This is a genomic window from Streptomyces sp. 1-11 (assembly GCF_007176755.1).
GTDB lineage: Bacteria > Actinomycetota > Actinomycetes > Streptomycetales > Streptomycetaceae > Streptomyces.
The window spans coordinates 72,841-93,837 of the sequence record NZ_BJTV01000014.1; the positions used below are offsets into that span (position 1 = coordinate 72,841).

16 protein-coding genes and 1 riboswitch are annotated in these 20,997 nt (G+C 71.1%); of the genes, 6 read left to right on the forward strand and 10 right to left on the reverse strand.

Annotated elements, in window-relative coordinates:
* Positions 1-29: 29 nt before the first annotated feature.
* Genes TNCT1_RS26810 through TNCT1_RS26825 form a run of 4 tightly spaced genes read right to left on the reverse strand, consistent with a single transcriptional unit; the run spans position 30 to position 8,152 of the window.
* A complete protein-coding gene (locus TNCT1_RS26810) occupies positions 30-3,308 on the reverse strand; it encodes a type I restriction endonuclease subunit R (protein ID WP_143636709.1) in 3,279 nt (1,092 codons plus the stop codon).
* Positions 3,305-4,444 carry a restriction endonuclease subunit S gene (locus TNCT1_RS26815; RefSeq protein WP_160160433.1) on the reverse strand — a complete coding sequence of 380 codons (1,140 nt, stop codon included), beginning with the start codon at positions 4,442-4,444 and terminating at the stop codon, positions 3,305-3,307. Before TNCT1_RS26815 ends, TNCT1_RS26810 begins: the two co-directional genes overlap by 4 nt.
* On the reverse strand, positions 4,437-6,056 hold the full coding sequence (locus tag TNCT1_RS26820) for a class I SAM-dependent DNA methyltransferase (protein WP_143636713.1): 1,620 nt from the start codon (positions 6,054-6,056) through the stop codon (positions 4,437-4,439). The genes TNCT1_RS26815 and TNCT1_RS26820 overlap by 8 nt, the downstream gene beginning before the upstream one ends.
* 17 nt (positions 6,057-6,073) lie before the next feature.
* Positions 6,074-8,152 carry a hypothetical protein gene (locus tag TNCT1_RS26825; RefSeq protein ID WP_143636715.1) on the reverse strand — a complete coding sequence of 693 codons (2,079 nt, stop codon included), beginning with the start codon at positions 8,150-8,152 and terminating at the stop codon, positions 6,074-6,076.
* 300 nt (positions 8,153-8,452) lie between these two features.
* On the opposite strand from TNCT1_RS26825, the gene TNCT1_RS26830 reads away from it, so the two are divergent.
* From TNCT1_RS26830 to TNCT1_RS26850, 5 genes are all read left to right on the forward strand, one after another.
* Positions 8,453-9,073, forward strand: coding sequence for a hypothetical protein (locus TNCT1_RS26830; RefSeq protein WP_235902917.1), 621 nt, complete (start codon positions 8,453-8,455; stop codon positions 9,071-9,073).
* 147 nt (positions 9,074-9,220) lie between these two features.
* On the forward strand, positions 9,221-9,862 hold the full coding sequence (locus TNCT1_RS26835; RefSeq protein ID WP_143636717.1) for a hypothetical protein: 642 nt from the start codon (positions 9,221-9,223) through the stop codon (positions 9,860-9,862).
* Positions 9,863-9,934: 72 nt separating this feature from the next.
* Positions 9,935-10,522 carry a hypothetical protein gene (locus TNCT1_RS26840; protein ID WP_143636719.1) on the forward strand — a complete coding sequence of 196 codons (588 nt, stop codon included), beginning with the start codon at positions 9,935-9,937 and terminating at the stop codon, positions 10,520-10,522.
* A gap of 195 nt (positions 10,523-10,717) precedes the next feature.
* Positions 10,718-11,689, forward strand: a complete 972-nt coding sequence (locus TNCT1_RS26845) for an EcsC family protein (protein WP_235902918.1) — start codon at positions 10,718-10,720, stop codon at positions 11,687-11,689.
* Positions 11,690-11,757: 68 nt separating this feature from the next.
* Positions 11,758-12,633 carry a PhzF family phenazine biosynthesis protein gene (locus TNCT1_RS26850; protein WP_143636723.1) on the forward strand — a complete coding sequence of 292 codons (876 nt, stop codon included), beginning with the start codon at positions 11,758-11,760 and terminating at the stop codon, positions 12,631-12,633.
* A gap of 79 nt (positions 12,634-12,712) precedes the next feature.
* Here the strand turns inward: TNCT1_RS26850 and TNCT1_RS26855 are convergent, their stop codons facing one another.
* The 4 genes from TNCT1_RS26855 to TNCT1_RS26870 all read right to left on the reverse strand — a co-directional run bounded on the left by TNCT1_RS26855 (position 12,713) and on the right by TNCT1_RS26870 (position 18,331).
* Entirely contained in the window at positions 12,713-13,363 is a 651-nt protein-coding gene (locus TNCT1_RS26855; RefSeq protein WP_143636725.1) for a thymidine kinase, read from the reverse strand.
* Between the two features lie 40 nt (positions 13,364-13,403).
* Entirely contained in the window at positions 13,404-14,594 is a 1,191-nt protein-coding gene (locus tag TNCT1_RS26860) for an alkaline phosphatase family protein (RefSeq protein ID WP_143636727.1), read from the reverse strand.
* A complete protein-coding gene (locus TNCT1_RS26865; RefSeq protein WP_174266469.1) occupies positions 14,594-15,190 on the reverse strand; it encodes a DUF5998 family protein in 597 nt (198 codons plus the stop codon). The genes TNCT1_RS26860 and TNCT1_RS26865 overlap by 1 nt, the downstream gene beginning before the upstream one ends.
* 165 nt (positions 15,191-15,355) lie before the next feature.
* Positions 15,356-18,331: a bifunctional GNAT family N-acetyltransferase/acetate--CoA ligase family protein gene (locus TNCT1_RS26870; protein WP_143636731.1), complete on the reverse strand. Its 2,976-nt coding sequence runs from the start codon at positions 18,329-18,331 to the stop codon at positions 15,356-15,358.
* 176 nt (positions 18,332-18,507) lie between these two features.
* On the opposite strand from TNCT1_RS26870, the gene TNCT1_RS26880 reads away from it, so the two are divergent.
* The gene (locus tag TNCT1_RS26880; protein ID WP_143636733.1) at positions 18,508-18,789 is read left to right on the forward strand and encodes an HPr family phosphocarrier protein; all 282 of its coding nucleotides are present in this window, start codon (positions 18,508-18,510) and stop codon (positions 18,787-18,789) included.
* A 150-nt stretch (positions 18,790-18,939) separates the two neighbouring features.
* On the opposite strand, the gene TNCT1_RS26885 is transcribed toward TNCT1_RS26880, so the two are convergent.
* The gene (locus tag TNCT1_RS26885; RefSeq protein ID WP_143636735.1) at positions 18,940-19,635 is read right to left on the reverse strand and encodes a GntR family transcriptional regulator; all 696 of its coding nucleotides are present in this window, start codon (positions 19,633-19,635) and stop codon (positions 18,940-18,942) included.
* Positions 19,636-19,835: 200 nt separating this feature from the next.
* Positions 19,836-20,591, reverse strand: a complete 756-nt coding sequence (locus tag TNCT1_RS26890; RefSeq protein ID WP_143636737.1) for a M23 family metallopeptidase — start codon at positions 20,589-20,591, stop codon at positions 19,836-19,838.
* A 12-nt stretch (positions 20,592-20,603) separates the two neighbouring features.
* Positions 20,604-20,767, reverse strand: a riboswitch (cyclic di-AMP (ydaO/yuaA leader).
* Positions 20,768-20,997 lie beyond the last annotated feature (230 nt).

The following is a 20,997-nucleotide window of genomic DNA, read 5'->3' on the forward strand; positions in this document are numbered from 1 at the left end:
GCAGGGCTCTCACGTCGGCGAAGGCCTTTTCAGTCCTCCGGCACCCCGTTCACGGACCACTCGTTGGCGAAGTGCTCCATCTGGCGGAGGACCAGGTCGATGGCCTCTTTCTGCTGGTCCGGCGGGTACTTGTTGCGGGCCAGGAGGCGTTTGATGGTGCTGCGCAGGCGGGCGCGGACGGACTCGCGGGCGATCCAGTCGGGCTTGAGCTGACGGCGGACCTCGGTGACGAGTTCACGGGCGATGCCGGCCAGGACCTCGTCGCCCATGAGCGAGCGGGCCGTGCCGTGGTCGGCGACGGCGTCGTAGAAGGCGAGCTCACGCCAGTTCAGCGGCGGTTCGAACTTCTCGCCGCGCCGGGCATCGGCAGCGACCTCCTTGGCCATCTCCACCAGCTTCGCGATGAGTTCGGCGCTGGTGTACTGCTGGCGCATGTACCGCACCATCAGGTCCTGGAGGCGCTCGGAGAACGTGGTCTGCCGGACGATGTTGTGCCGGGTGACCTCGCGCATCTTCCGCTCGACGAGCCGCCGCAGCGCCTCGGCCGCCAGGTGCGGGGTGTCGCTGTTCTGGAGCTGGGCGACGAGGGCGTCGTTCAGGTGGGTCAGGTCGGCGGTTTCAAGGCCCGCCTCGGCGAACAGGTCCGTCACACCGCCCGTCTCCACGACCGACGAGGTGAGCTGGGCGAGGTACAGCTCGACGTCGCGGGCCACCGGGAGGCCGCGTGCCTCCCGCTCCATGGCGTCCAGCTTGGCCATGTAGGCGCGGACCTCGGCGAAGAACTGAATGTGCCGCTTCCACGCGGGCCGGCCGGCGAAGCGGTCTCCCACGTCCTTCGAGCTGCCGGCCAGGGCCCAGAACCGCTCCAGGCGGTAGGCGTGGTCGCGGAAGCGGCGGCCCAGGGTCTGGCGCGGGTCGTCGAGCAGGTCGGGGTTGTTGCCGGTGGTGCGGGGGTCGCGCAGGTAGTTGGCCGTCTTCAGGGCCGCGTCGACGAACGCGCGGGGGCCGGGGCGGTCGAGCAGGGGCTCCCAGGCGAAGCCGCGCAGGGTGCCGGTGAGGACGTCGTACTCGTTGCGCAGCTCGTCCAGCGCGCGCTCGACGTCCTGGCCCAGAGTGCGGTCGCGCTGGTCCGCCTCGGTGTACTCGGCGATGGCCTTCTGGAGGTTCTCCGTCAGCGGGGCGTAGCCGACGAGGAGGCCGTCCTCCTTGCCGCGAAAACGGCGGTTGACGCGGGCCAGGGCCTGCATCAGGTTGGCGCCCTTGAGCGGCCGGTCCAGGTACATGGTGTGGATCGGCGGGGCGTCGAAGCCGGTCAGCAGCATGTTGTTGACGATGAGCAGTTCCAGCTCGTCGTCGGGGTCCTTGGCCCGGTTGATGACCGACTTGCGGCGGCTGTCGGTCAGGGCGTGAGCGAGCAGCGCGTCGCTGTCCTTGCGGGTGTTCGAAGAGAAGACGATCTTCATCGTTCCCTTGTCGAACTCGTCGCTGTGCCACTCGGGCCGCAGCTCGCGCAGGGCGTCGTAGACGCGTACGCAGATCTCGCGGGTAGCGCACACCACCATGGCCTTGCCGGGCGCCCCGCCCGACTCGGAGGCGCCGACGAACGGCTGCATGCGCTCCCGGCGGGCCTCCCAGTGCTCCACCAGGTCGGCGGCGAGATCCCTTATCCGGGCCGGCGCGCCGTACATCGCGTTCATCGTCGCCACGGCCTGCTCGACGCGGCGGCGCTCGGTGTCGTCGAGGCCGTCGGTGATGCGGTCGGCCTCTTCGTCGATGGTGTTCGGGTCGACGTCGCGGTCCAGGACGAGCTGGATCACGCGGCTCTCGTGGTAGACCTTCACGGTCGCGCCGTCGTCGGCGGCCCGCTTGAGGTCGTACACGTCGATGTAGTCGCCGAACACCTCGCGGGTGTTGCGGTCGGCCTCGGAGATCGGCGTGCCGGTGAACGCGAGCAGGGTGGCGTGCGGGAGCGCGTCGCGCAGGTGGCGGGCGAGGCCGTTGAGGTCGTCGTAATGACTGCGGTGGCCCTCGTCGACGACCACGACGATGTTCCGGCGGTCGGAGAGCATCGGGTGGTCGGTGCCCGACTCCCGCTCCTCCTTGGTCTTGCCGAACTTCTGGAGCGTGGTGAAGAGGATCCCTCCCGTCCTCTTCGCCGCGAGCTCCTCTCGGAGTTCGGCGCGGGTGACGACCTGCTTGGGCGTCTCCGGGAGGATCTCGCTCTCCTGGAAGGTCGAGTAGAGCTGGTCGTCGAGGTCCGTGCGGTCGGTGACGACCACCACGGTGGGGTTCAGCAGGGCCGGATCCCGCATCACCAGGGTGGTGGTGAGGACCATTTCCTCCGACTTGCCGGAACCCTGGGTGTGCCAGACGACGCCGGCCTTGCCGTCACTGGCGGCGGCCGTACGGACAGCCTCGGCGGCGCGGGTCACCGCATGGTACTGGTGCGGTTTCGCGATCCGCTTCATCCGCTTCGACGGGACGAAGTTGACGAACGACTGGGCCAGTTCGAGGAAGCGGGGCTGGTTGAACAGGCCGTGGATCGCCAGGTTCTGTCCCGACTCCGCGAACCCGTCCGCGGTCAGCGGGTCGACGCGGGCGCCGAACTCGTCCGTGTTCCAGGGGGCGAAGTGCTCGTACGGGGTGAACGGCGTGCCGTACTTCGCGGTGATGCCGTCGGAGAGCAGGACGATCGCGTTGTGGCGGAAGGCGGTCGGGAACTCCTCGACGTACCGCGCCACCTGGGCGTGGGCCGTCTGGAGCGTCGCGTCCTCGTCGCCGGCGCGCTTCAGCTCCACGACGGCGAGGGGCAGGCCGTTGACGTACAGGACGACGTCGAAGCGGCGGTTTCTGTCGCCGTCGATCACCGTGACCTGGTTCAGGGCGCGGTAGGTGTTCGCGTCCGGATCGGCCAGGTCGACAAGGCGGATCGTGGGGTTGTGCTCGGCGCCGAAGGAGTCGGTGTAGGTGACCGAGCGTATGCCAGAGGTGAGGTGGCGGTGGGCGGCCCGGTTCTCCTCGTAGGTGTCTTGAGAGCCAGGGGTGGCGGCGGTCGTCAAGGCTTCGTGCACGGCGTCCGGGGGCAGCTCTGGGTTCAGACGCTCGATCGCCTCCCGAAGGTCCGGGTAGAGGATCAGGTCGTCCCAGGACTTCCGGTGCCCGGAGCCGGGCGCGAACTCGTTACCGGAGGCCGGCAGCCAGTCCAACTCCGCTAGCTCGTCGAGAGCGAGCAGCTCCCAGTCTGCTTCGGTGGGGCGGCGGTGGGTTCTGTCATCGGGATCGTCTCCGTCGTGGTGCGTCACCGTCATGTGGCGTCCTCAACAATCTTCTCGGCGTCCTTGACGCGGAGGCGGCCGGACATGAGTTGGGGGAGGAGGGTGTCGCGGAGAGTGGCGAGAGTGCGGCTCTCAACTTCGGTAGCGGTAGCACGCTTGAAGAGCGGTCGCACCGTATCAGCAAGCGCCAGGCGGACATCTACCTCTGGAACGTTAATTTCACACTGCAGCGCCGTTTCTCTATTAAGGCCAGGCACAGCAGAATCACCCACAAGCCTTGGGAGACCAGCATTCTCAAGGATCAAGAAAGCTACTTCCGGCGACATTTCTGCATGCTTCAGCGACGCATAGAAGGCAGTATCGATGATCCAACAAGATTTTTCCGACCATGATACCCATCCGGCATTTGCACCCTTGCGTCCAACGATCACCGTCGATCCGGACGAAAGGCTTGTATCATGCCAACCAACCTGGCCAGTACATCCATAGACAGGAACATCGCCGTTGCGCCGATCAGGCTCACGCAGCGCCTTTCCGTACTTGAACTCAAAAAGGTCCCCTACGTGGATATTTTCAGTTCCTGAGGCAATCGCCTGCCGATAGTAAGCACGGGAGAGTTCGGAAGATATGGCCGCGATTCGCTCATTGACAGAGATCTTGTCATCCAGCGCCCCGAGCAGTGCCGATATGGCTCGCTGATCCTCCCTCGATGGGCAGACGAAGCTAAACTCCTTGATCTGATCCGAGCTGATATGTGGAACTGCGGTTCCTGTCTGCACCCCCTGTACATAGTTACTGAACGGCTTACCGCTGATCACGTATGCGAGGAATCGCTGCTCCAGTGGTTCCCTCGCTCGAAGTCGCGCTACTCGCTGCACAAGTAGGCACGGAAGGTCGGTTTCGCGCACCTCTGCCCACTTCAACCCGGAGGAGATCCATGGGCGATCCATGGCGAGGATTGTGTCGCCATCATGCAGGGCGTAATGCTCGAAGTCTGCAATGTTTTCCTTCGGCCAGTGCTTGGCGCTATCCCAGCGAAGAGTCCCGTGCCCGATGTTGTCGCCCCGCAAGAGTCTCACCCCTTGTGACGCTCCAACGAACTCAGCGCTCTTGAAGGGAAAACCCGTAACAAGTTCGACAACATCCCCCAATCGCGTCAGCTCAGCCACTGACCCTCCCCAACTGCTCGCGCACCGTCTTCTCCAACTCAGCCGATTTACCGAACAGCCCGTACAACTCCTCGGTCAGTGTGCTGATCTGCTCCGCGATCGCCTCCGCGTCCTCTTCCTCTGTCTCAACGGCCCCTACATACCGTCCTGGCGTCAGGGAGTACCCGTACTCCCGTACCTTCTCCAGATTTGCCGAATAGCAGAAGCCCGGCACGTTCTCATACGCCAATCCGGCCTCGCGAGCTGACACCGTTCCGCGCCACGCGTGATAAGTATCGGCAATTTGTCTGAGGTTGGCCTCGGTGAAGAAACGCTCTGTCCGATCCACCATCTCGCCCATGCCACGGGCGTCGATGAAGAGGATCTCGCCGCGCCGGTCGTCGAGCCGCCGTGCGCCCTGGGGGGTCTTATCCTTGGACAGGAACCAAAGACAAGCCGGAATCGGAGTGGTCCGGAACAGTTGGGGCGGCAACGCGACCATGCACGCCACGAGGTCCGCCTCGACCAGCGCCTGCCTGATCTCGCCCTCACCGCTGGACTGGGAGCTCATGGACCCGTTGGCCAGGACGATGCCCGCCGTGCCCTTCTCCCCCAGCTTGGAGATCATGTGCTGGAGCCAGGCGTAGTTGGCGTTGTTCTTCGGGGGGACGCCGTACTTCCAGCGCGGGTCGCTCTCGTCCCTCGCCCAGTCCTTGATGTTGAAGGGCGGGTTGGCCATCACGAAGTCGGCCTTGAGGTCCGGGTGCTTGTCGTCGGCGAAGGTGTCGCCCCAGCGGGCGGCGAGGTTGCCGTCTATGCCGTGGATGGCGAGGTTCATCTTGGCCAGGCGCCAGGTGCGCTCGTTCAGCTCCTGGCCGTAGACGGAGATGTCGGTCTTGTGGCCGCGCCCGCGGTGGGCCTCGATGAACTTGGCCGCCTGCACGAACATGCCGCCCGAGCCGCACGCCGGGTCGTACACCCGCCCCTCGTACGGCTCCAGGATCTCGACGATCAGGCGGACGACGGAGCTCGGCGTGTAGAACTCGCCGCCCCGCTTGCCCTCGGCGCGAGCGAAGTTGCCGAGGAAGTACTCGTACACCTCACCCAGCAGGTCCTGCGCCGGCCGGTCCTCGCTGCCGCCGAAGCGGGCGTCGCTGATGAGGTCGACGAGTTCACCCAGGCGCTTCTGGTCGACGCGGTCCTGGTTGAAGATCTTGGGGAGGACGCCGGTGAGCGCGGCGTTCTCCCGCATGATGGCGTCCATCGCCTCGTCCAGGAGCTTGCCGACGCCCTGGGCCTTGGCGTTGGCGGCGATCCAGGACCAACGGGCGGTCTCCGGGACCCAGAAGACGTGGGCGCCGGTGTACTCGTCTCGGTCCTCCAGGAAGTCGCCGATCTGGTCCTCGGAGATGCCGTCCTCGGCGAGCTCCTTGGCCAGCTCGGTGCGGCGCTCCTCGAAGGCGTCGGAAACGTACTTCAGGAAGATCAGGCCGAGGACGAACTCCTTGTACTGGGCGGCGTCGATGGAGCCGCGCAGCTTGTCGGCCGCCTTCCAGAGGATGTCCTGGATCTCCTTGGCGGTGGAGGCGGTGAACAGCTCCGCCTGGTCGGCGGGCTTCTTGCGTGGAGGCATCGGGTGAACCGTCTCCTTCAGTGGACGTCGGTGTTCGGGAGGTGCTGGATGGTGAGCGTGCCGTCGGCCATGCCGGCCGCCATCACGCGGGCGAGGTCGTCCAGCGCGGCGGTCTGCTCGCGCAGCAGGGCCGCCCGGAACTCGATCTCGGCGAGGACGGCCTCGTAGCGGTCGGCCTCGGCACGGCTCAGGTCGGGGACGACGAGGTCCTCGATGCTGCGGGAGGCGCGCACCGCTCCGCCGGCGCGGGCGTGCTCGGCCGCCGCCGCGCGCAGCAGCGCGGCCAGCACCCGGGGCCGCAGCGGCGGGTCGGCATCGGGGTGGACGCGCAGGATCCGGGCCGGGGCGGCGACCAGGGAGAGGCCCTCCGTGTCGACGTGGACGCCGAAGCGCGGGTGAGCGGTGACCACGAGGTCGCCCGGCTCGGTGAACTGGGCGTGCTCGTAAGCGGTGAGCAGTAAACCGCGATCGATGCGGCGGCCGCCGATGCGGGCCGTGCCGAGGACCTCCTCCGGGGTGAGGACCGTGTAGTGGCCCTCGGAAGTGAGGTGTGCGGGGTCGAAGCGGTGGCCGGGGCGGCGGCGCAGTCGGCGGGTGCGCAGGAGCCGGTCGACGGTGGTGCGGCGTACCGGCTGGTCCTCTGGGCGCAGCTCCGCCTGGGCGTCCAGCCGGAGTTCGCGGGTGCGGCCGCGCTCCTGAAGGTCGCTCAGGTGGCCCTGCAGATCGGCGATGATCGCCGGGCGTTCGACGACGGTGCGGGTGTGGCGGGAGGCGAGCGTGCGGTGCTGCGGAGTGAGAGCGGCGCCGGGGGCGTCGTCGAGGTCGGTGCCGCGGACGATGGCGGCTTGGCGCGGTTCGTGACGCGGGTCGGGCGTCCAGCCGGAGGCGCGCCAGATGGCGATGTCCTCGGCGAGGGTGTCGAGGACGGGTTCGCTGAGGGGCTGGGAGGAGTAGTCGGCGAGGAGGACGAGGCCGGTGCGCTGCTCCTCCCGCACTCGAGCGAGGACCCAGATGGCCGTGCGGTAGCCGGGGCGGTAGGCGTAGGCGCCGTCGGGCAGGCTGATCGCGGCCTTCAGCAGGCCGGGCTTCAGGAAGGAGCGGCGCAGCCGGTCGGCGTCGCCGTGCCGGGCGAGCGGGCCGGTGAGGACGTCGGCGGGGCCGAGGACGACGGCGGTGGAGCCGGTGTCGAGGTAGTCGGTGAGGGCAGCGACCTGGTCCAGGACGGCCTTGGGGTCGCGGGTCTCGGCGGCCTCGTAGGGCAGGGCGCAGACGAGGAGGTTCGGGTAGCCCCACTCGTCGGCGGTCAGTTCCTCGCCGTCGGCGACGTCCAGTCGGAACTCGTACACCCCGCGTACCAGCATCCGCCGGCGCACGAGCCGCACACGGGCCGGGTCGGGGTCGGCGGCGAGGTGGATGTGGCCCGAGTCCTCGGCCGCGCGGTCGTGGAGGGCGGCCAGGAGGTCGCCGGTGCGGGCGTGCGGGACGGCGACGACCGCGCCCTCGTCGAGGGTGTCGACGCCGGAGAGGGCGGCGAGGGCGCGGACCACGGCCGGGACGGGCTCGTCGGCGGCCAGGTCGCGGGAGCCGAGGCGGTGGCGGGCCTGGAGGATCCAGTCGAAGGCCTCGGCGGGGTTGTAGGCGGCGTCGATCAGCTCGTCGGCCAGGTGGGCGAGGGCCGGGCCTGTGCGGTCCGGGTCGGGAAGGGCTCGCAGCTCGGAGACGAGGAAGCGGTCGTCCGGGTCGAGTTCGGCGGCCCGCTCCAGGGTGGTGTCCCAGGGGCGGCCGTCGGCGGCGGGGGCGTCGAGCTGCTGATGGAGGCAGACCAGGGCGGTCAGGGCGCCGATCAGGACGGGCGCCGGCAGGGACGGGGTGCGCCAGGCGGCCAGGGTGTACAGGGCCAGCTCGGCGCGGAGCCGACGGGGGTCGGTGTTGCCGCGGCGGGTCGAGGCGAGCCAGTCGACGACCGCACGGGCGTCGAACAGGGGACGCCCGTCCTCCTGCGTGACCGGGGCGGGAAAGTCGGCGTGGCGGCGGGCCCAGGTGGTGGGCACCGGGCGCTTGACCTGCGCGAGTGCGGCGATCTCGGCATACGTCATCCGCCAGGCAGGGGTTTCGGGCAGGATGGGCGACGTCTGTGAGGGTGCCGGAACGGCGGTGTACGTCGTCAACGGACGTGCCCCCCTCTCCCCTGGCGTCCTGAGGCCGGCGTTCACCGCCTCCGCGCTTCGCGGCCCGCCCCTCGGTGGGGCAGGCGTCAGCAATCTACAGCTGATCAAGGAAGCGTGGCACAGCCCGCTTGATAATACGGGTTATCAGTGGTCCCTAGCGACGTGATCCTGGACGGCGGGCACCTTGAGGTCGCCAAGCGCCGCAACGCCGACCGGAGGATCACCGCCATGAGTCACACGCCCTCGATGCCGCCCAGCAGCCCGCAGCCCTCCGGCGTCGGCGCCGGACCCGGCTGGAGCGCCGCGCCGCCGGTGCCGCCGGCCGGGGGCTGGCAGGTCCCCGCCGGCCCGCCCGCGGGACCGAAGCCGTCGCGCCGCAAGGCGTGGCTGACCCACGGCGCGACCGCGTTCGTCGCGCTCCTGGTCGGCGCCGGCATCGGCGGCAGTGGGGAATCCGACGGTACGGGCGACTCCGCCGCTCCCGCCCCGAGTGTCACCGTCACCAAGACCGCGGCCCCTGCCCACGACAAGCCGAAGCCGAGGGTCACCGTCACGGCGAAGGTCACCGTCAAGCCGAAGCCGGCCAAGAAGCGCGGGCCTGCCACCACGGTCGAGGGCGAAGGCCAGTACCTCGTCGGGGAGGACATGCAGCCCGGGACGTACAAGACCGCCGGGCCCGACAAGGACAGCATCATCGAGAACTGCTACTGGGCCCGCACGAAGAACGCCTCCGGGGAGTTCGACGCGATCATCGCCAACGAGAACCTGCAGGGGCAGGGGCGCGTGACGGTCAACAAGGGCGAGTACTTCGAGAGCAAGGGCTGCCAGAAGTGGACCAAGGTCGGCTGACCGGCCCCCGCATACGCCGCCGCGCTCGTGGGGGGGACGCGGCGGACTCGGTGGGGCGGCTCGGTCCCGGGCCGCCCCACCACCTTCCTTCCCGTCTCTCACTCCGCCACCCGCCCTTCCCTCCCGTTTGAACAGGAGAAACCGCCGATGGGCCGTCGCTCTCCGCTCGCCCGCGCACCCCGCCCCACCGCTCCGGGTCGTCACCAGGTGCACTTCGACAGCTCGGTCAAGGCCGTCGACCGGGCGCCGATCGTCGTCGCCACGGACGCCTCCGTCGCCGCCGGCAAGGTGGGCACCGGTTACCTCGCCACCACCGGTGAGACCGGACTGCGTGCCCACCTCTACCCGCAGTACCTCACCACTCCCCGGGTCCGTGTGGTCGTCAGCGAGCTCCGGGCCGTGTACTGGGGCCTGCGACGTGTCCTCGCGGCACATCCTGGCCGGCCCGTCGAGGTGCGCGTCGACAACCTCGACGCCCTCGACCTCCTGCACCAGTGGCAGAAAGGCGGCGACCGGATGCCCGACGGCTACGAGACCCGGCTGCGCTCGCGAGGCCGGAAGGCCAGCCTCGTCAAGCTGCAGATGTACGCGGAGTACACGCCCGGCCTGACATTCGTCCACGAGAAGGCGCACGTCGGCAACCCGCTCAACGAGGCCGCCGACTCCCTGGCCAAGCTCGGTCTGCGCTCCCTGAACGGCATGGTTCCGGCGACCGAGATACCCCGGCTGGTCCCGCTGTGGGCGGGCGGGGCGCTCGCCGAGTACCGGCGCGGCCGGAGCCGCGGCTGAGCCCCGTCCTCCCCCACCGCTCACTCCTTCCGTCCCACCTCCCTGACTTTCGCACCGAGAGGAAGTCCAGCAATGTCCGTCCCCGAACAGCAGGCGCACAACCCTGCCCCCGCCACGGCCCCCGAGACGGTCCATGAGGCGGCCGAGGCGCCGGCCCCCGCGGCTGCCGAACCGGTACCCGCCCTGCCCGACCACCCGCCCACCTCGCTCGTCCCGTCCGCCTCCCGCTGGTCGCGGCTGTCGCGCGGGACCGTCCTGGCAATCGGCGCCGGCATCGGGGCCGCCGTGGTGGGAGCCTGCTGGGCTGGGTTGTCGCTGGCCGGTAGCGCGGAAGAAACGTTCAGCACCGACGGGACGCTCACCGTCAACGGAATCGGCTCAGGGCTCGACTCCGGCGACCCGTGTTCCGGAACGGACGGCTACTCCGACATCGACTTCGGCACCCAGGTCAGCGTCACCGACGCCGCCGGAACCCTCGTCGCCAAGGGCAGTCTGGGCCTCGGCAAGGAGACCGAGCTGGGCTGCGAGTTCCCCTTCACGGTCGACGACATCACGCCGGGCTCGAAGTTCTACACGGTCGAGGTCTCCCACCGCGGCGGTCTGACACAGACCGAGGACGAACTGCGCGCGGGCGGTCTCGCGTTCACCCTCGGCGACTGAGCGGCGGCCGAAGGGCACGGGACAACCGCCCAGTGCCTTCCTTGCGCATCCCCGCCCCTTTGGGAACTTGTTACTGGAACGATGGACTTCGCCCACATGTCGGTTGGCAGGGCGTGGTGGGCCCGGCGATGGCAGTCGAATTGGAGACCCTCAGTGAGCACTTACGTCGACCCACTCGTCGATGGTGCGACCCCGATGAGCGAGTACGAGAGGCAGGTATGGGACACGCTCAACGAGCACTGGCAGCGCCGCAGCGACCGCCGTGGTCTGCCGAACTGGGCGAGCACTGCACTCGGTCGCACCGGTGAGGCCGCGGGAAACGCGGCGAGACGGGTCAAGGACGCTGTGCCGGAGGCGGTCGCGGAGCCTATCCGTCGCGCAGGTGACGCGGTTGCCGACACGGCCCTGCGGCCGGCGCTCGCAGGCGCGGCCGCGTTGCTCGAGCTGGTCAATGACAAGGCCATGGATCTCAACGACCCGAAGGGCGTGGAGGAGCTCGCCCGCAAGCAAGGCCTCGACATCGACAGTTTCACCGAACTGCGGCAGCAGGACCTCAAGGTCTGCGACCGGCTGCTGACCCGCAACACCCTCAAGTGGCGGACCACCGGCGCGGTCGAAGGCGGCGCCATGGGCCTGCTGGCCCTGGTGCCCGTCGCCGGTATCCCCGCTGCGATGACAGCGGACATCCTGGTCGTCCAGGTCCTGAGCACGTCGATAGCCGCGCGCATCGCGTACTCCTACGGCTACGACGCCAAGGATCCCCTGGAGCAGGAGTTCATCCAACGCCTGGTACAGCGGTCCTTCATGGCACAGGCGGCCAAAGCCAAGCCGTTGCGGGACACCGCACGCGCTGCGAATGCGATCAAAGGGCGCATAAGGTGGTCGGACAAGCTTCGCCAGGACCACCGTCTCCTGGCCGCCCTTGAGAAGCTGATGCAGCAGCTGGGCCCGACCGGCTCCAGGGTGCCGGTTCAAAACGTCGCCAAGGTCGTGCCGTTCGTGGGAATCCTCATCGGTGCCGGAATGAACTCCGCGGTCCTCGGCAGGGTCGCCGCCGACGCCCAGCGGTACTGCCAGACCCGCTTCCTGTGCGACAAGTACGGGATGCCGCTGCCGACCACACTGGCGACCGACCGGGACGACGACCTCCAGACCGACGCCACGTGACCGATGGCCGCTCGGTCCACGAGGTGCCCTCCGGAATAGCCGCGACACCGCCCCGTGTTGCCGCGTGCATGACGACCAACGCGCCACGGCCCGAGGTACTGCGCTACACCGCCTTCTCCAGTGACCCCGTCGGCGGGAACCCCGCCGGCGTCGTGCTGGACGCCACCGGCCTGGACGACGATGACATGCTGGCCATCGCCGCCGAGCTCGGGTACTCGGAGTCCGCGTTCCTGACCGCACCCCCGGAAAGCCTCGGTGGCCGGCAGGGGCGGGCTTACGGCATCCGTTACTTCAGCCCCAAGGCCGAGGTGCCGTTCTGCGGGCACGCCACCGTTGCGACCGCCCTCGCGCTCGCCGAGCGGCTCGGCCCCGGTGAGCTGGTGTTCGCCACACCTGCCGGCACCGTGCCGGTGGAGGTCACCGAGGAGGACGGGACGGTGCGGGCCACGCTCACCAGCGTCGAGCCGCACATCGAGGAGATCGCCGACGCCGATCTCGCGGAGGCGCTCACCGCGCTCGGCTGGCCGGCCGGGGATCTCGATCCGGCCTTCCCGCCCCGCATCGCGTTCGCCGGAGCCCGCCATCTCGTCCTCGCCGCGGCGACCCGCGCCCGCCTCGCGGACCTCGCGTACGACTTCGCGCGCCTCGAAGCCCTGATGCACCGCCTGGACCTGACCACGGTCCAGTTGGTGTGGCGGGAGTCGGCCACCGTCTTCCACGTCCGTGACCCGTTCCCCGTCGGCGGCGTCGTCGAGGACCCGGCGACCGGAGCGGCGGCCGCCGCGTTCGGCGCGTACGCCCGTGAGCTGGGCCTGGTCCCCGAGGACGCCGTCCTCACCCTGCACCAGGGCGAGGACCTGGGCCGTCCCGGCGAGCTCACGGTGACGCTGCGCGCGGGCGACCCGCGCGTCCGGGTCGGCGGCGCGGGGACTCGCATCGGCTGAAGCGCCGGTGACGCGCCACGGACGGCTCCCAGGCCGACGGGGAGGCACGGCGCCGAACGGCTGCGCCTCCGCGACGGTGTCAGGCCGGGGACACCGGCAGCACGTCCGGGGACAGGGCCGCCGCGCGGGAGGTCGCGGCGGTCATGCGGCGGCGGTGGTGGCGGCGGCACAGCACCTCGTAGCCGATCTCGCCCGCCGCGTGGTTGACGTCGCCGACGACCACCTGGGCGCCCTCCACGACCATCTCGCCGCCGACCGTGCGGGCGTTGTGGGTGGCGCGGGCGCCGCACCAGCACAGCGCCTCGACCTGGAGCACCTCTATGCGGTCGGCCAGTTCGACGAGGCGCTGGGAGCCGGGGAAGAGCTTGGAGCGGAAGTCGGTGGTGATGCCGAACGCGTAGACGTCCAGGCCGAGGTCGTCCACCACGCGCGCGAGCTGGTCGATCTGCTCCGGCGCGAGGAACTGCGCCTCGTCCGCGATGACGTAGTCCGCCCGGCCGCCCTGGGAGAGGTGGTCGACGAGGTAGGCGTACAGGTCCTGGCCGTCCTCGACCTCCACCGCATCGGTGACCAGGCCCAGCCGGGAGGACAGCTTGCCCTCGCCCGCGCGGTCGTCCCGGGTGAAGATCACGCCGGCGAGGCCGCGCGTGGAGCGGTTGTGCTCGATCTGCAGAGCCAGGGTCGACTTCCCGCAGTCCATGGTTCCGGAGAAGAACACCAGCTCGGGCATGAGGGGATGAGCACCTTTCGGCGAGGTCGGGCGGGGGGGTTCAGGAGCGTACTTCGAGCAGCGGGACGAGCTGCTCGGCGGGGGTCATCGAGCCGTGGTTGCCGACCAGCGCCGATTCCTTGGGCTCCCGCCGGGAGGCGATGACCAGGACGTCGTCGTGCGCGGCCGCGATCACGTCGCCGAGCCGCGCGTACACGCGCTCGTCGACGCGCGGCCCGAACCAGCCGGCCTCGATCGCCTCGTCCCGCGAGGCCACCCAGAACTGCTCGCCGAGCACCTCGCGCCAGACGGTCAGCACGTCGGCCTCGGCGCCCGGCACCGCGTACACGTGCCGCGCCCGGCCCTCGCCGCCGAGCAGGGCGACGCCGGCGCCCAGCTCCCAGTCCTCGTCGAAGTCGATCCGGTGCTCCTCGTCGAACGGCACGTCGACCATGCCGTGGTCGGCGGTGACGTACAGGGCGCTGCGCGGCGGGAGCTGCTCGGCGAGGCGCTGGGCGAGCCGGTCGACGTTCATGAGCTGGCCGCGCCAGGTGTCGGAGGCGACGCCGTAGCGGTGTCCGGCGCCGTCCAGCTCGGCGTAGTAGGTGTACACCAGCGAGCGGTCGCCGGCGGCCAGTTGCCCGGCCGCGAGGTCCATGCGGTCCTCGCCGGTGAGCCTGCCGTGGAAGGTGCCGCCGCTCAGCGCGACCTTGGTCAGCGGGGTGCTCGCGAAGGTGGGCGAGGACACCTGGGCGGCGTGCACACCGGCGTCGTGGGCCAGTTGGAACACCGTGGGGTACGGCTGCCAGAGGCGCGGCGGGGCCCAGGGCTGCCAGCGGAGCTGGTTCATCAGCTCGCCGGTGTCGGGGTTGCGCACGGTGTAGCCGGGCAGGCCGTGCGCGCCGGGCGGCAGGCCGGTGCCGACGGAGGCCAGGGAGGTCGCGGTGGTGGCCGGGTAGCCGGCGGTGAGCGGGCGGCCGGTGCCGCCGCGCGAGCTGCCGAGCAGCGAGTTGAGGAAGGGCGCCTCCTCGGGGTGCGCCCTGAGCTGCTCCCAGCCGAGTCCGTCGACCAGGAAGACGCAGACCCGGTCGGCCGGGGTCAGTTCCCCGATCGTGGCGGTCATGCCGGGGACGCCGAGGCCCGCGGCCAGGGTGGGCAGCAGGTCGGCGAGCGAGCCGCTGCCGTACTGGGGCAGCGGCGCGGTGTCCAGGGCGAGGGGCTCCGGGTGGTCCCAGGCGGAGAGCTGCGCCATCAGCGCGTGGTGTCCGCGGTCGCCTCGGAGATGGCCTGTGCGAAGGCGAGCGCCTGGCGCACCGTCTCGGGGCCGTCGCCGGCCTCGCTCACCCGCAGGCTGAGGTCGTCCGCCGTGGAGCTGCCCGTGTAGCCGTGGTCGGCCTCGCAGTTGGGGTCGCCGCAGGCGGCGGGCTCCAGGTCGATGCGGCTGACCGCGCCCCAGCCGATGGTCAGCACGATCTCGCGGGGCAGGGTGCCCGGCTTGTACTGCTCCGGGTTGGCGACCACCCGGCTGACCACGACGGACGAGATCCGGCCGAGCTTCACGGACTCCGTGGAGGTGGTGGCGTACGGCGTCGGGGAGGTGCTGTCGGCGGCCTGCTCGTCGGTGTGGCTGACGATGAAGCGGTTGCCGGTGAGGACCAGCACGGTCACGTGCCGGCGGACCTCGTTCTGGTCGAACGTCGTCTCCTGGTGGACCAGGTACGACCGGATGGGTTCGCCGCCCACTGCGGCCTCCACCGCCTCGGCCACGAGGGCCGGGTAGTAGCCGCTGCGCTCGATCGCCGCGCGCAGCCCCTGGGTCGTCGTACTGGTCTTGGCCATGGCGTCCATCCTAATCCGTGGGCAAGGGCGGTCCGGGCCAGTCGCCGCCACCCGCGACTGCCCGGCCCGCCCGCGCGCGGGCGCCGTGCCACGGACCCCGGCGGGCGGCCCGGACACTTCCCGTCCGGCGGGCCCGGGCGCTCCCCCGTCCGACGGGCCCGGGCGCTTCCCCGCTCAGTACGCCGGCATGGTGCGCGGGCCGTGGTCGTCGCGGGCGGGTGGCGGCGCGAGACGGACGGTGGCGCCGAGGACGCTCACGCCCCGCTGGGCGACGACGACGGGCTCCAGGGTGACGGCGACCACCTCGGGGTGGTCGTCCACCAGCCGGGACACGCGCAGCAGCAGCCGCTCGAGCGCGGGGGTGTCCACGGGTGCGGAGCCGCGCCAGCCGAACAGCAGCGGCGCGGTGCGGATGGAGCGCACCAGCGAGGTCGCCCCCCGGTCGGTGACCGGGACCAGACGGTGCGCGGTGTCGTCGAGCAGTTGCGAGGCGGGGCCGGCGAGCCCGAAGGACAGCACGGCGCCGGCCGCCGGGTCGATCACCGCGCGTACCACCGTGTCGACGCCCCTGGGCGCCATGCCCTGCACCACCGGCCGCAGCTCGTCGGGCTTGCCGAACAGCCCGGTCAGCTCCGCGTACGAGCGGCGCAGCTGCTCCTCGTCCGCGAGGTCGAGGCGTACCCCGCCGAGGTCGGCCCGGTGTCGCAGGTGCGGGGCGGTGGCCTTGAGGGCCACCGGGTAGCCGAGGGTGCGGGCGGCCTCGGCGGCCGCGTCCGGGGTGGGCGCGGGCAGGGAGCGGCGGACCGGGATGCCGTACTTGCCGAGCAGCTCGCAGGTCTCCGCCTCGCCGAGGGTGAGCCCCTGGCCGCGTTCGAGCAGGACGCCGATCAGTTCGGCGGCGCCCTTCTCGTCGATGTCGTCGTACTCCGGGACCTTGCCGGGGTCGGTGGCGTCGCGGCGCCACTGTCCGTACTTCACCACTTCGGCGAGGGCGCGGACGGCGCGCTCGGCGGCCGGGTAGGCGGGGATGAGGCGGCTGCCGTCCCCCGGCGGAGGGGCCGGCGCCTCCGGAGCGGCCGGCGCCTCGGCAGCGGTGAGCACCTGTGCCGCGGCGGGCGTCTCGGACGCAGCGGGCACCGCAGGCGCGGCGGGCGTCTCGGACGCGGCGGGCCCCGGGGCCGGTGGCCGGTGCTCGGGGCGGGACGGGCCGGTGCCGTCCGGGGTGCCGGGTGCCGGGGTGGACCGGGGCGGGGCGCTGGTGGCGCCGGGCGCCTGCGGGGCCGTGCTCGCCGCGGCCGACAACGCCTGCGCGAGCCCCCCGAGTTCCACGTGCACCACCAGCACGGGCTTGCCGGGCGCCCCGGCCGCCGCCGACCGCAGCGCCTCCGCCAGTTCCGCGTCGCCCGGCGAGCCCTCCCCGATCGCGGGGATCGCCGTGACCACGACCGCGTCGCACGTGTCGTCGGCCAGCGCCCGGGACAGCGCGCGGTGGAAGTCTTCCGCCGTCGCGCCGGTCGTCAGGTCCAGCGGCGGCGAGGGCCGCAGTCCCTCCGCGAGGCAGCGGTCGTACGTCAGCAGGCCCAGCGACTCGGAGTTGCCGAGGATGGCCACCCGGGGTCCGGCGGGCAGCGGCTGCCGGGCCAGCAGCAGGCCCGCGTCGACCAGTTCGGTGATCGTGTCGACCCGGATGACGCCGGCCTGCCGGAGCAGCGCGGACACGGTCGCGTGCGGCAGCCGCGTGGCCCGTACCGCGTGGCCCTGCGGCGCGGATCCCGCGCTCTGCACCACGACCAGCGGTTTGGCCGCCGCCGTGCGCCGGGCGAGGCGGTTGAACTTGCGGGGGTTGCCGATGGTCTCCAGGTACATGAGGACCACGTCGGTGTCGGGGTCGTCGTACCAGTACTGGAGGACGTCGTTGCCGGAGACGTCGGCCCGGTTGCCGGCCGACACGAAGGTGGAGACGCCCGTGACGCCCGTGACCCCTCCCCCGCGCCGGTGCAGCCGGGACAGCAGGGCGATGCCGATGGCGCCGGACTGGGAGAACAGCCCGATGCGGCCGGGCCGGGGCATCTCGGGGGCCAGTGAGGCGTTCAGCCGGACGCCGGGCGCGGTGTTGATGACCCCGAAGGCGTTGGGGCCGATGATCCGCATGCCGTACGCGCGCGCCTGCCGCACCAGGGCCCGCTGCCGCTCGCGCCCCTCGGGCCCGCTCTCGGCGTACCCGGCGGACAGCACCACGAGCCCCTGCACCCCGTGTGCCCCGCACTCGTCGACGACCGCGGGCACGTGCTCGGCCGGGACGGCGACGACGGCGAGGTCCACGGGCTCAGCGATCTCCCGCACCGAGCGGTGCGCGGGCACCCCGTCGACGTCCTGGACGTCCTCGGGGAACGCCTTGTTGACGGCGTGCAGCCGGCCCGGGTAGCCGGCCTCGCGGATGTTGCCGAGGACGCTGCGGCCGACTCCGCCGGGCGCGCGGCCGACGCCGACGACGGCGACGGAGCCGGGCGCCAGCAGCCGGCGCACCGAGCGCGCCTCGGCGCGCTGCTCGCGCGCGAGCTGGACGGCGACCGAGCGGTCGGTGGGCTCGAGGTCCAGCTCCAGGCGTACGACGCCGTCCTCGAAGCTGCGCTTCTGGGTGTACCCGGCGTCCGTGAACACCTTGATCATCTTGGTGTTGGCGGGCAGCACCTCGGCGGCGAAGCGGCGGATGCCCCGCTCGCGGGCGACGGCCGCGACGTGCTCCAGCAGCGCGGAGGCGACCCCGCGGCCCTGGTGGGCGTCCTGGACCAGGAAGGCGACCTCGGCCTCGTCGGCGGGCGCGGAGGCTGGCATGCCGTCGGTGCCGATGCGGTCGTAGCGTACGGTGGCGATGAACTCGCCGCCGACGGTGGCCGCGAGTCCCACCCGGTCCACGAAGTCGTGGTGCGTGAAGCGGTGGACGTCCTTGGCGGACAGGCGTGGGTACGGCGCGAAGAAGCGGTAGTACTTGGACTCGTCCGAGACCTGCTCGTAGAAACTGACCAGGCGGTCGGCGTCATCGACGGTGATGGGCCTGATGCGCGCGGTACCCCCGTCGCGCAGCACCACGTCCGCCTCCCAGTGAGCGGGGTACTCGTGCCGGTCCTGCCGGTCCGCCGGGCTCTGCATGGGCCCCAGGGTACGGCTCGCGTCGGACAGCGTCGCGAGGCAGTCTGTGGGGGACGACAGCCGGACCGAGGCCGCGGTCCGGCGGCACACCCCGGCGGGGCACGGGACCGCGCGGGGCATGCTTCGCGATATGGGAAACTGGTCTAGACAACCTGAACACCGAAGGGCAGCAACACATGGCTGAGCGCCGCGTCAACATCGGCTGGGCCGAGGGCCTCCACGCCCGCCCCGCCTCCATCTTCGTCCGAGCCGCCACGGCCACAGGCGTCCCGGTGACGATCGCCAAGGCCGGGGGCGACCCCGTCAACGCGGCCTCCATGCTGGCCGTCCTGGGTCTGGGCGCCCAGGGCGGGGAGGAGATCGTCCTCGCCTCCGACGCCGAGGGCGCGGACGTCGCCCTGGACCGGCTGGCCAAGCTGGTCGCCGAGGGCCTTGAGGAGCTGCCCGAGACGGTCTGACCGCCGGCTCGCCGACAATTCCGGAGCCGTGCCGCCCTTTACGGGTGGCACGGCTCCGGCATTTCACCGGGCATTCAGGAGGAGCGGGAAATGCGGGCAGCGAGAAATACCCGCCGCCGAATTACCTCCTCTTTGTATACGGTGCCCGTGTTAATGCCGTGGGCCCGACATGTTTACAGCATGTTGCGAAGTCCTCACACGGTCAGGGCCGGCCCCGCCCCCGGAAAAGCGCAGCCGGTGCGCGGCCGTCGTCCGCTCGGTGTGCAGGGCCGTGATCGCACGCGCGCGTTCGACGTCGCCGCGCGCCACCGCGTCCGCGATCGCGCCGTGCTCGGCCCACAGGTCCACCGGGCTCGGCGGGGCGGCCACCGCGTACATCCAGGCGATCTTGTGCCGCAACTGCGTCAGCGCCGACGCCAGCGAGGGGCTGCCCGAGGCCTGGGCGAGCGTCTCGTGGAACCAGCCGCCCAGCGCGCGCAGATCCTCGCTGTTGCCCCGCCTGGCCCGCTCCTGACCCAGCCTGACCAGGCCGCGCAGCACCTTCAGATGGGCCTCGGTGCGCCGCTGGGCGGCCCGGGAGGCGCCGAGCGGCTCCAGCAGCACGCGCATCTCCAGCAGGTCGGCGGCCTCCTGCTCGGTCGGCTCGGCCACACACGCGCCCGCGTGCCTGCGCGTCACCACGAAGCCCTCCGCCTCCAGGGTGCGCAGGGCCTCGCGGACAGGGACGCGCGAGACGCCGTAGCGGCGGGCCAGGACCTCCTCGGTGAGCCGGCCGCCGCGCTCGTGGACGCCGGCGACGATGTCGTCCCGGATCGCGGTGCACACCGAGTGCGCCGGAATACGCATGACCGACCTCCGCCTTGAATCCCCGTGAAACGCCGACGATGGACGTGTTGACCTGTGACTCTATTCCAATGCCGTGGAATTTCCGACGGCGGGCCGGAATCCATGCCTGTTTTTTGGACAGCGGGTCCCGTGGGTTCCGTGGAAAACGGCGAAAGCCCCGGCTCGGGGAGCCGGGGCTTTCGGTTGCGCGCGGGGAGCGGTCAGACGTGCACGCCGTGCTCGCGGAGATAGGCGACGGGGTCCACGTCGGAGCCGTACTCGGGGGAGGTGCGGGCCTCGAAGTGCAGGTGCGGGCCGGTGACGTTGCCGGTCGCGCCGGACAGGGCGATCTGCTGGCCGGGGGTCACCTTCTGTCCCACCGTGACGCCGATGGACGACAGGTGGCCGTACTGGGTGTACATGCCGTCCGCCATCCGAATCACGATCTGGTTGCCGTACGCCCCGCCCCAGCCGGTGGAGACGACGGTGCCGGCGCCGACCGCGTGCACCGAGGTGCCGCTGGCGGCGTGGAAGTCGATGCCCGTGTGCGAGCCGGACGACCACAGGGAGCTGCTGGCCTGGTAGGCCGTGGAGACGAACGAGTGCACGATCGGGGCGACGAACGCGTTCAGGCGCTTGCGCTCGGCCTCACGGGCGGCGCGCGCGGCAGCCGCGCGCTCCTTCTTCGCCTCCTCGACGGCCGCCTTGGCGGCGGCCTCCTCGGCCGCCTTCTGCTCGGCGGCCTGGGTCTGGGCGATGGCCTGCTCGTCGATCTGCGCGGCGACCTGGTCGCTGACGGTGATGACCGGGGTGAGGCCGCTCTGCTCGACCGGCTTCTCCGCGGCGAACGCCGGGGAGGCGGCGAGGGTGCCGATGACACCGGTGGTGGTGAGGGCGGCGACACCCGCCGCCTGAGCGGTGGTGCGCTTGACGCGGCCGGGCTTGCGGTGCTTCCCGGAGGCGCACATGAACGCCATGAAGTGGCTGGTCCTTTCCTTCCCTCTCGCCTACCGGGTTAGCTGACGGGTTCGGAGCAGGAAGGTCTCCTACGGACCCCCTCGCTCGCGCGCGGGCGTCCGATTCACCCCAGGGATCACGATGGGTCCCCGGCTCCCCTGGCTCGCGCCGTGCGGGGACTCGGCGATGACTGTCCGGTGCCGCGGGTGCGGCGCAGTGCCTGACGGACAGCCCGGAAGACGCTAAGCGGCCCGGTCTCCGGCGCCCAAACGGATCCGGGCTTTTGTAGCGCATCCCACAGGGCAGACAGGCAACCTCCGCCTCAATTCGGACATTCGAACAAAGGCGGCTCACCCGCTTCGGGAAGGGCCGCGTACACGAAGGGGACCTGACGGCACGTCGGCCGCCGGGTCCCCCGCGCGCGTG

What these genes read in the sequence shown, in the direction of transcription:
- TNCT1_RS26810 (WP_143636709.1), bottom strand. Translation starts at nt 3,308, where the DNA reads ATGACGGTGACGCACCACGACGGAGACGATCCCGATGACAGAACCCAC.
- TNCT1_RS26820 (WP_143636713.1), bottom strand. Translation starts at nt 6,056, where the DNA reads ATGCCTCCACGCAAGAAGCCCGCCGACCAGGCGGAGCTGTTCACCGCC.
- TNCT1_RS26825 (WP_143636715.1), bottom strand. Translation starts at nt 8,152, where the DNA reads ATGACGTATGCCGAGATCGCCGCACTCGCGCAGGTCAAGCGCCCGGTG.
- TNCT1_RS26830 (WP_235902917.1), top strand. Translation starts at nt 8,453, where the DNA reads ATGAGTCACACGCCCTCGATGCCGCCCAGCAGCCCGCAGCCCTCCGGC.
- TNCT1_RS26835 (WP_143636717.1), top strand. Translation starts at nt 9,221, where the DNA reads ATGGGCCGTCGCTCTCCGCTCGCCCGCGCACCCCGCCCCACCGCTCCG.
- TNCT1_RS26840 (WP_143636719.1), top strand. Translation starts at nt 9,935, where the DNA reads ATGTCCGTCCCCGAACAGCAGGCGCACAACCCTGCCCCCGCCACGGCC.
- TNCT1_RS26845 (WP_235902918.1), top strand. Translation starts at nt 10,718, where the DNA reads ATGAGCGAGTACGAGAGGCAGGTATGGGACACGCTCAACGAGCACTGG.
- TNCT1_RS26850 (WP_143636723.1), top strand. Translation starts at nt 11,758, where the DNA reads ATGACGACCAACGCGCCACGGCCCGAGGTACTGCGCTACACCGCCTTC.
- TNCT1_RS26855 (WP_143636725.1), bottom strand. Translation starts at nt 13,363, where the DNA reads ATGCCCGAGCTGGTGTTCTTCTCCGGAACCATGGACTGCGGGAAGTCG.
- TNCT1_RS26860 (WP_143636727.1), bottom strand. Translation starts at nt 14,594, where the DNA reads ATGGCGCAGCTCTCCGCCTGGGACCACCCGGAGCCCCTCGCCCTGGAC.
- TNCT1_RS26865 (WP_174266469.1), bottom strand. Translation starts at nt 15,190, where the DNA reads ATGGACGCCATGGCCAAGACCAGTACGACGACCCAGGGGCTGCGCGCG.
- TNCT1_RS26870 (WP_143636731.1), bottom strand. Translation starts at nt 18,331, where the DNA reads ATGCAGAGCCCGGCGGACCGGCAGGACCGGCACGAGTACCCCGCTCAC.
- TNCT1_RS26880 (WP_143636733.1), top strand. Translation starts at nt 18,508, where the DNA reads ATGGCTGAGCGCCGCGTCAACATCGGCTGGGCCGAGGGCCTCCACGCC.
- TNCT1_RS26885 (WP_143636735.1), bottom strand. Translation starts at nt 19,635, where the DNA reads ATGCGTATTCCGGCGCACTCGGTGTGCACCGCGATCCGGGACGACATC.
- TNCT1_RS26890 (WP_143636737.1), bottom strand. Translation starts at nt 20,591, where the DNA reads ATGGCGTTCATGTGCGCCTCCGGGAAGCACCGCAAGCCCGGCCGCGTC.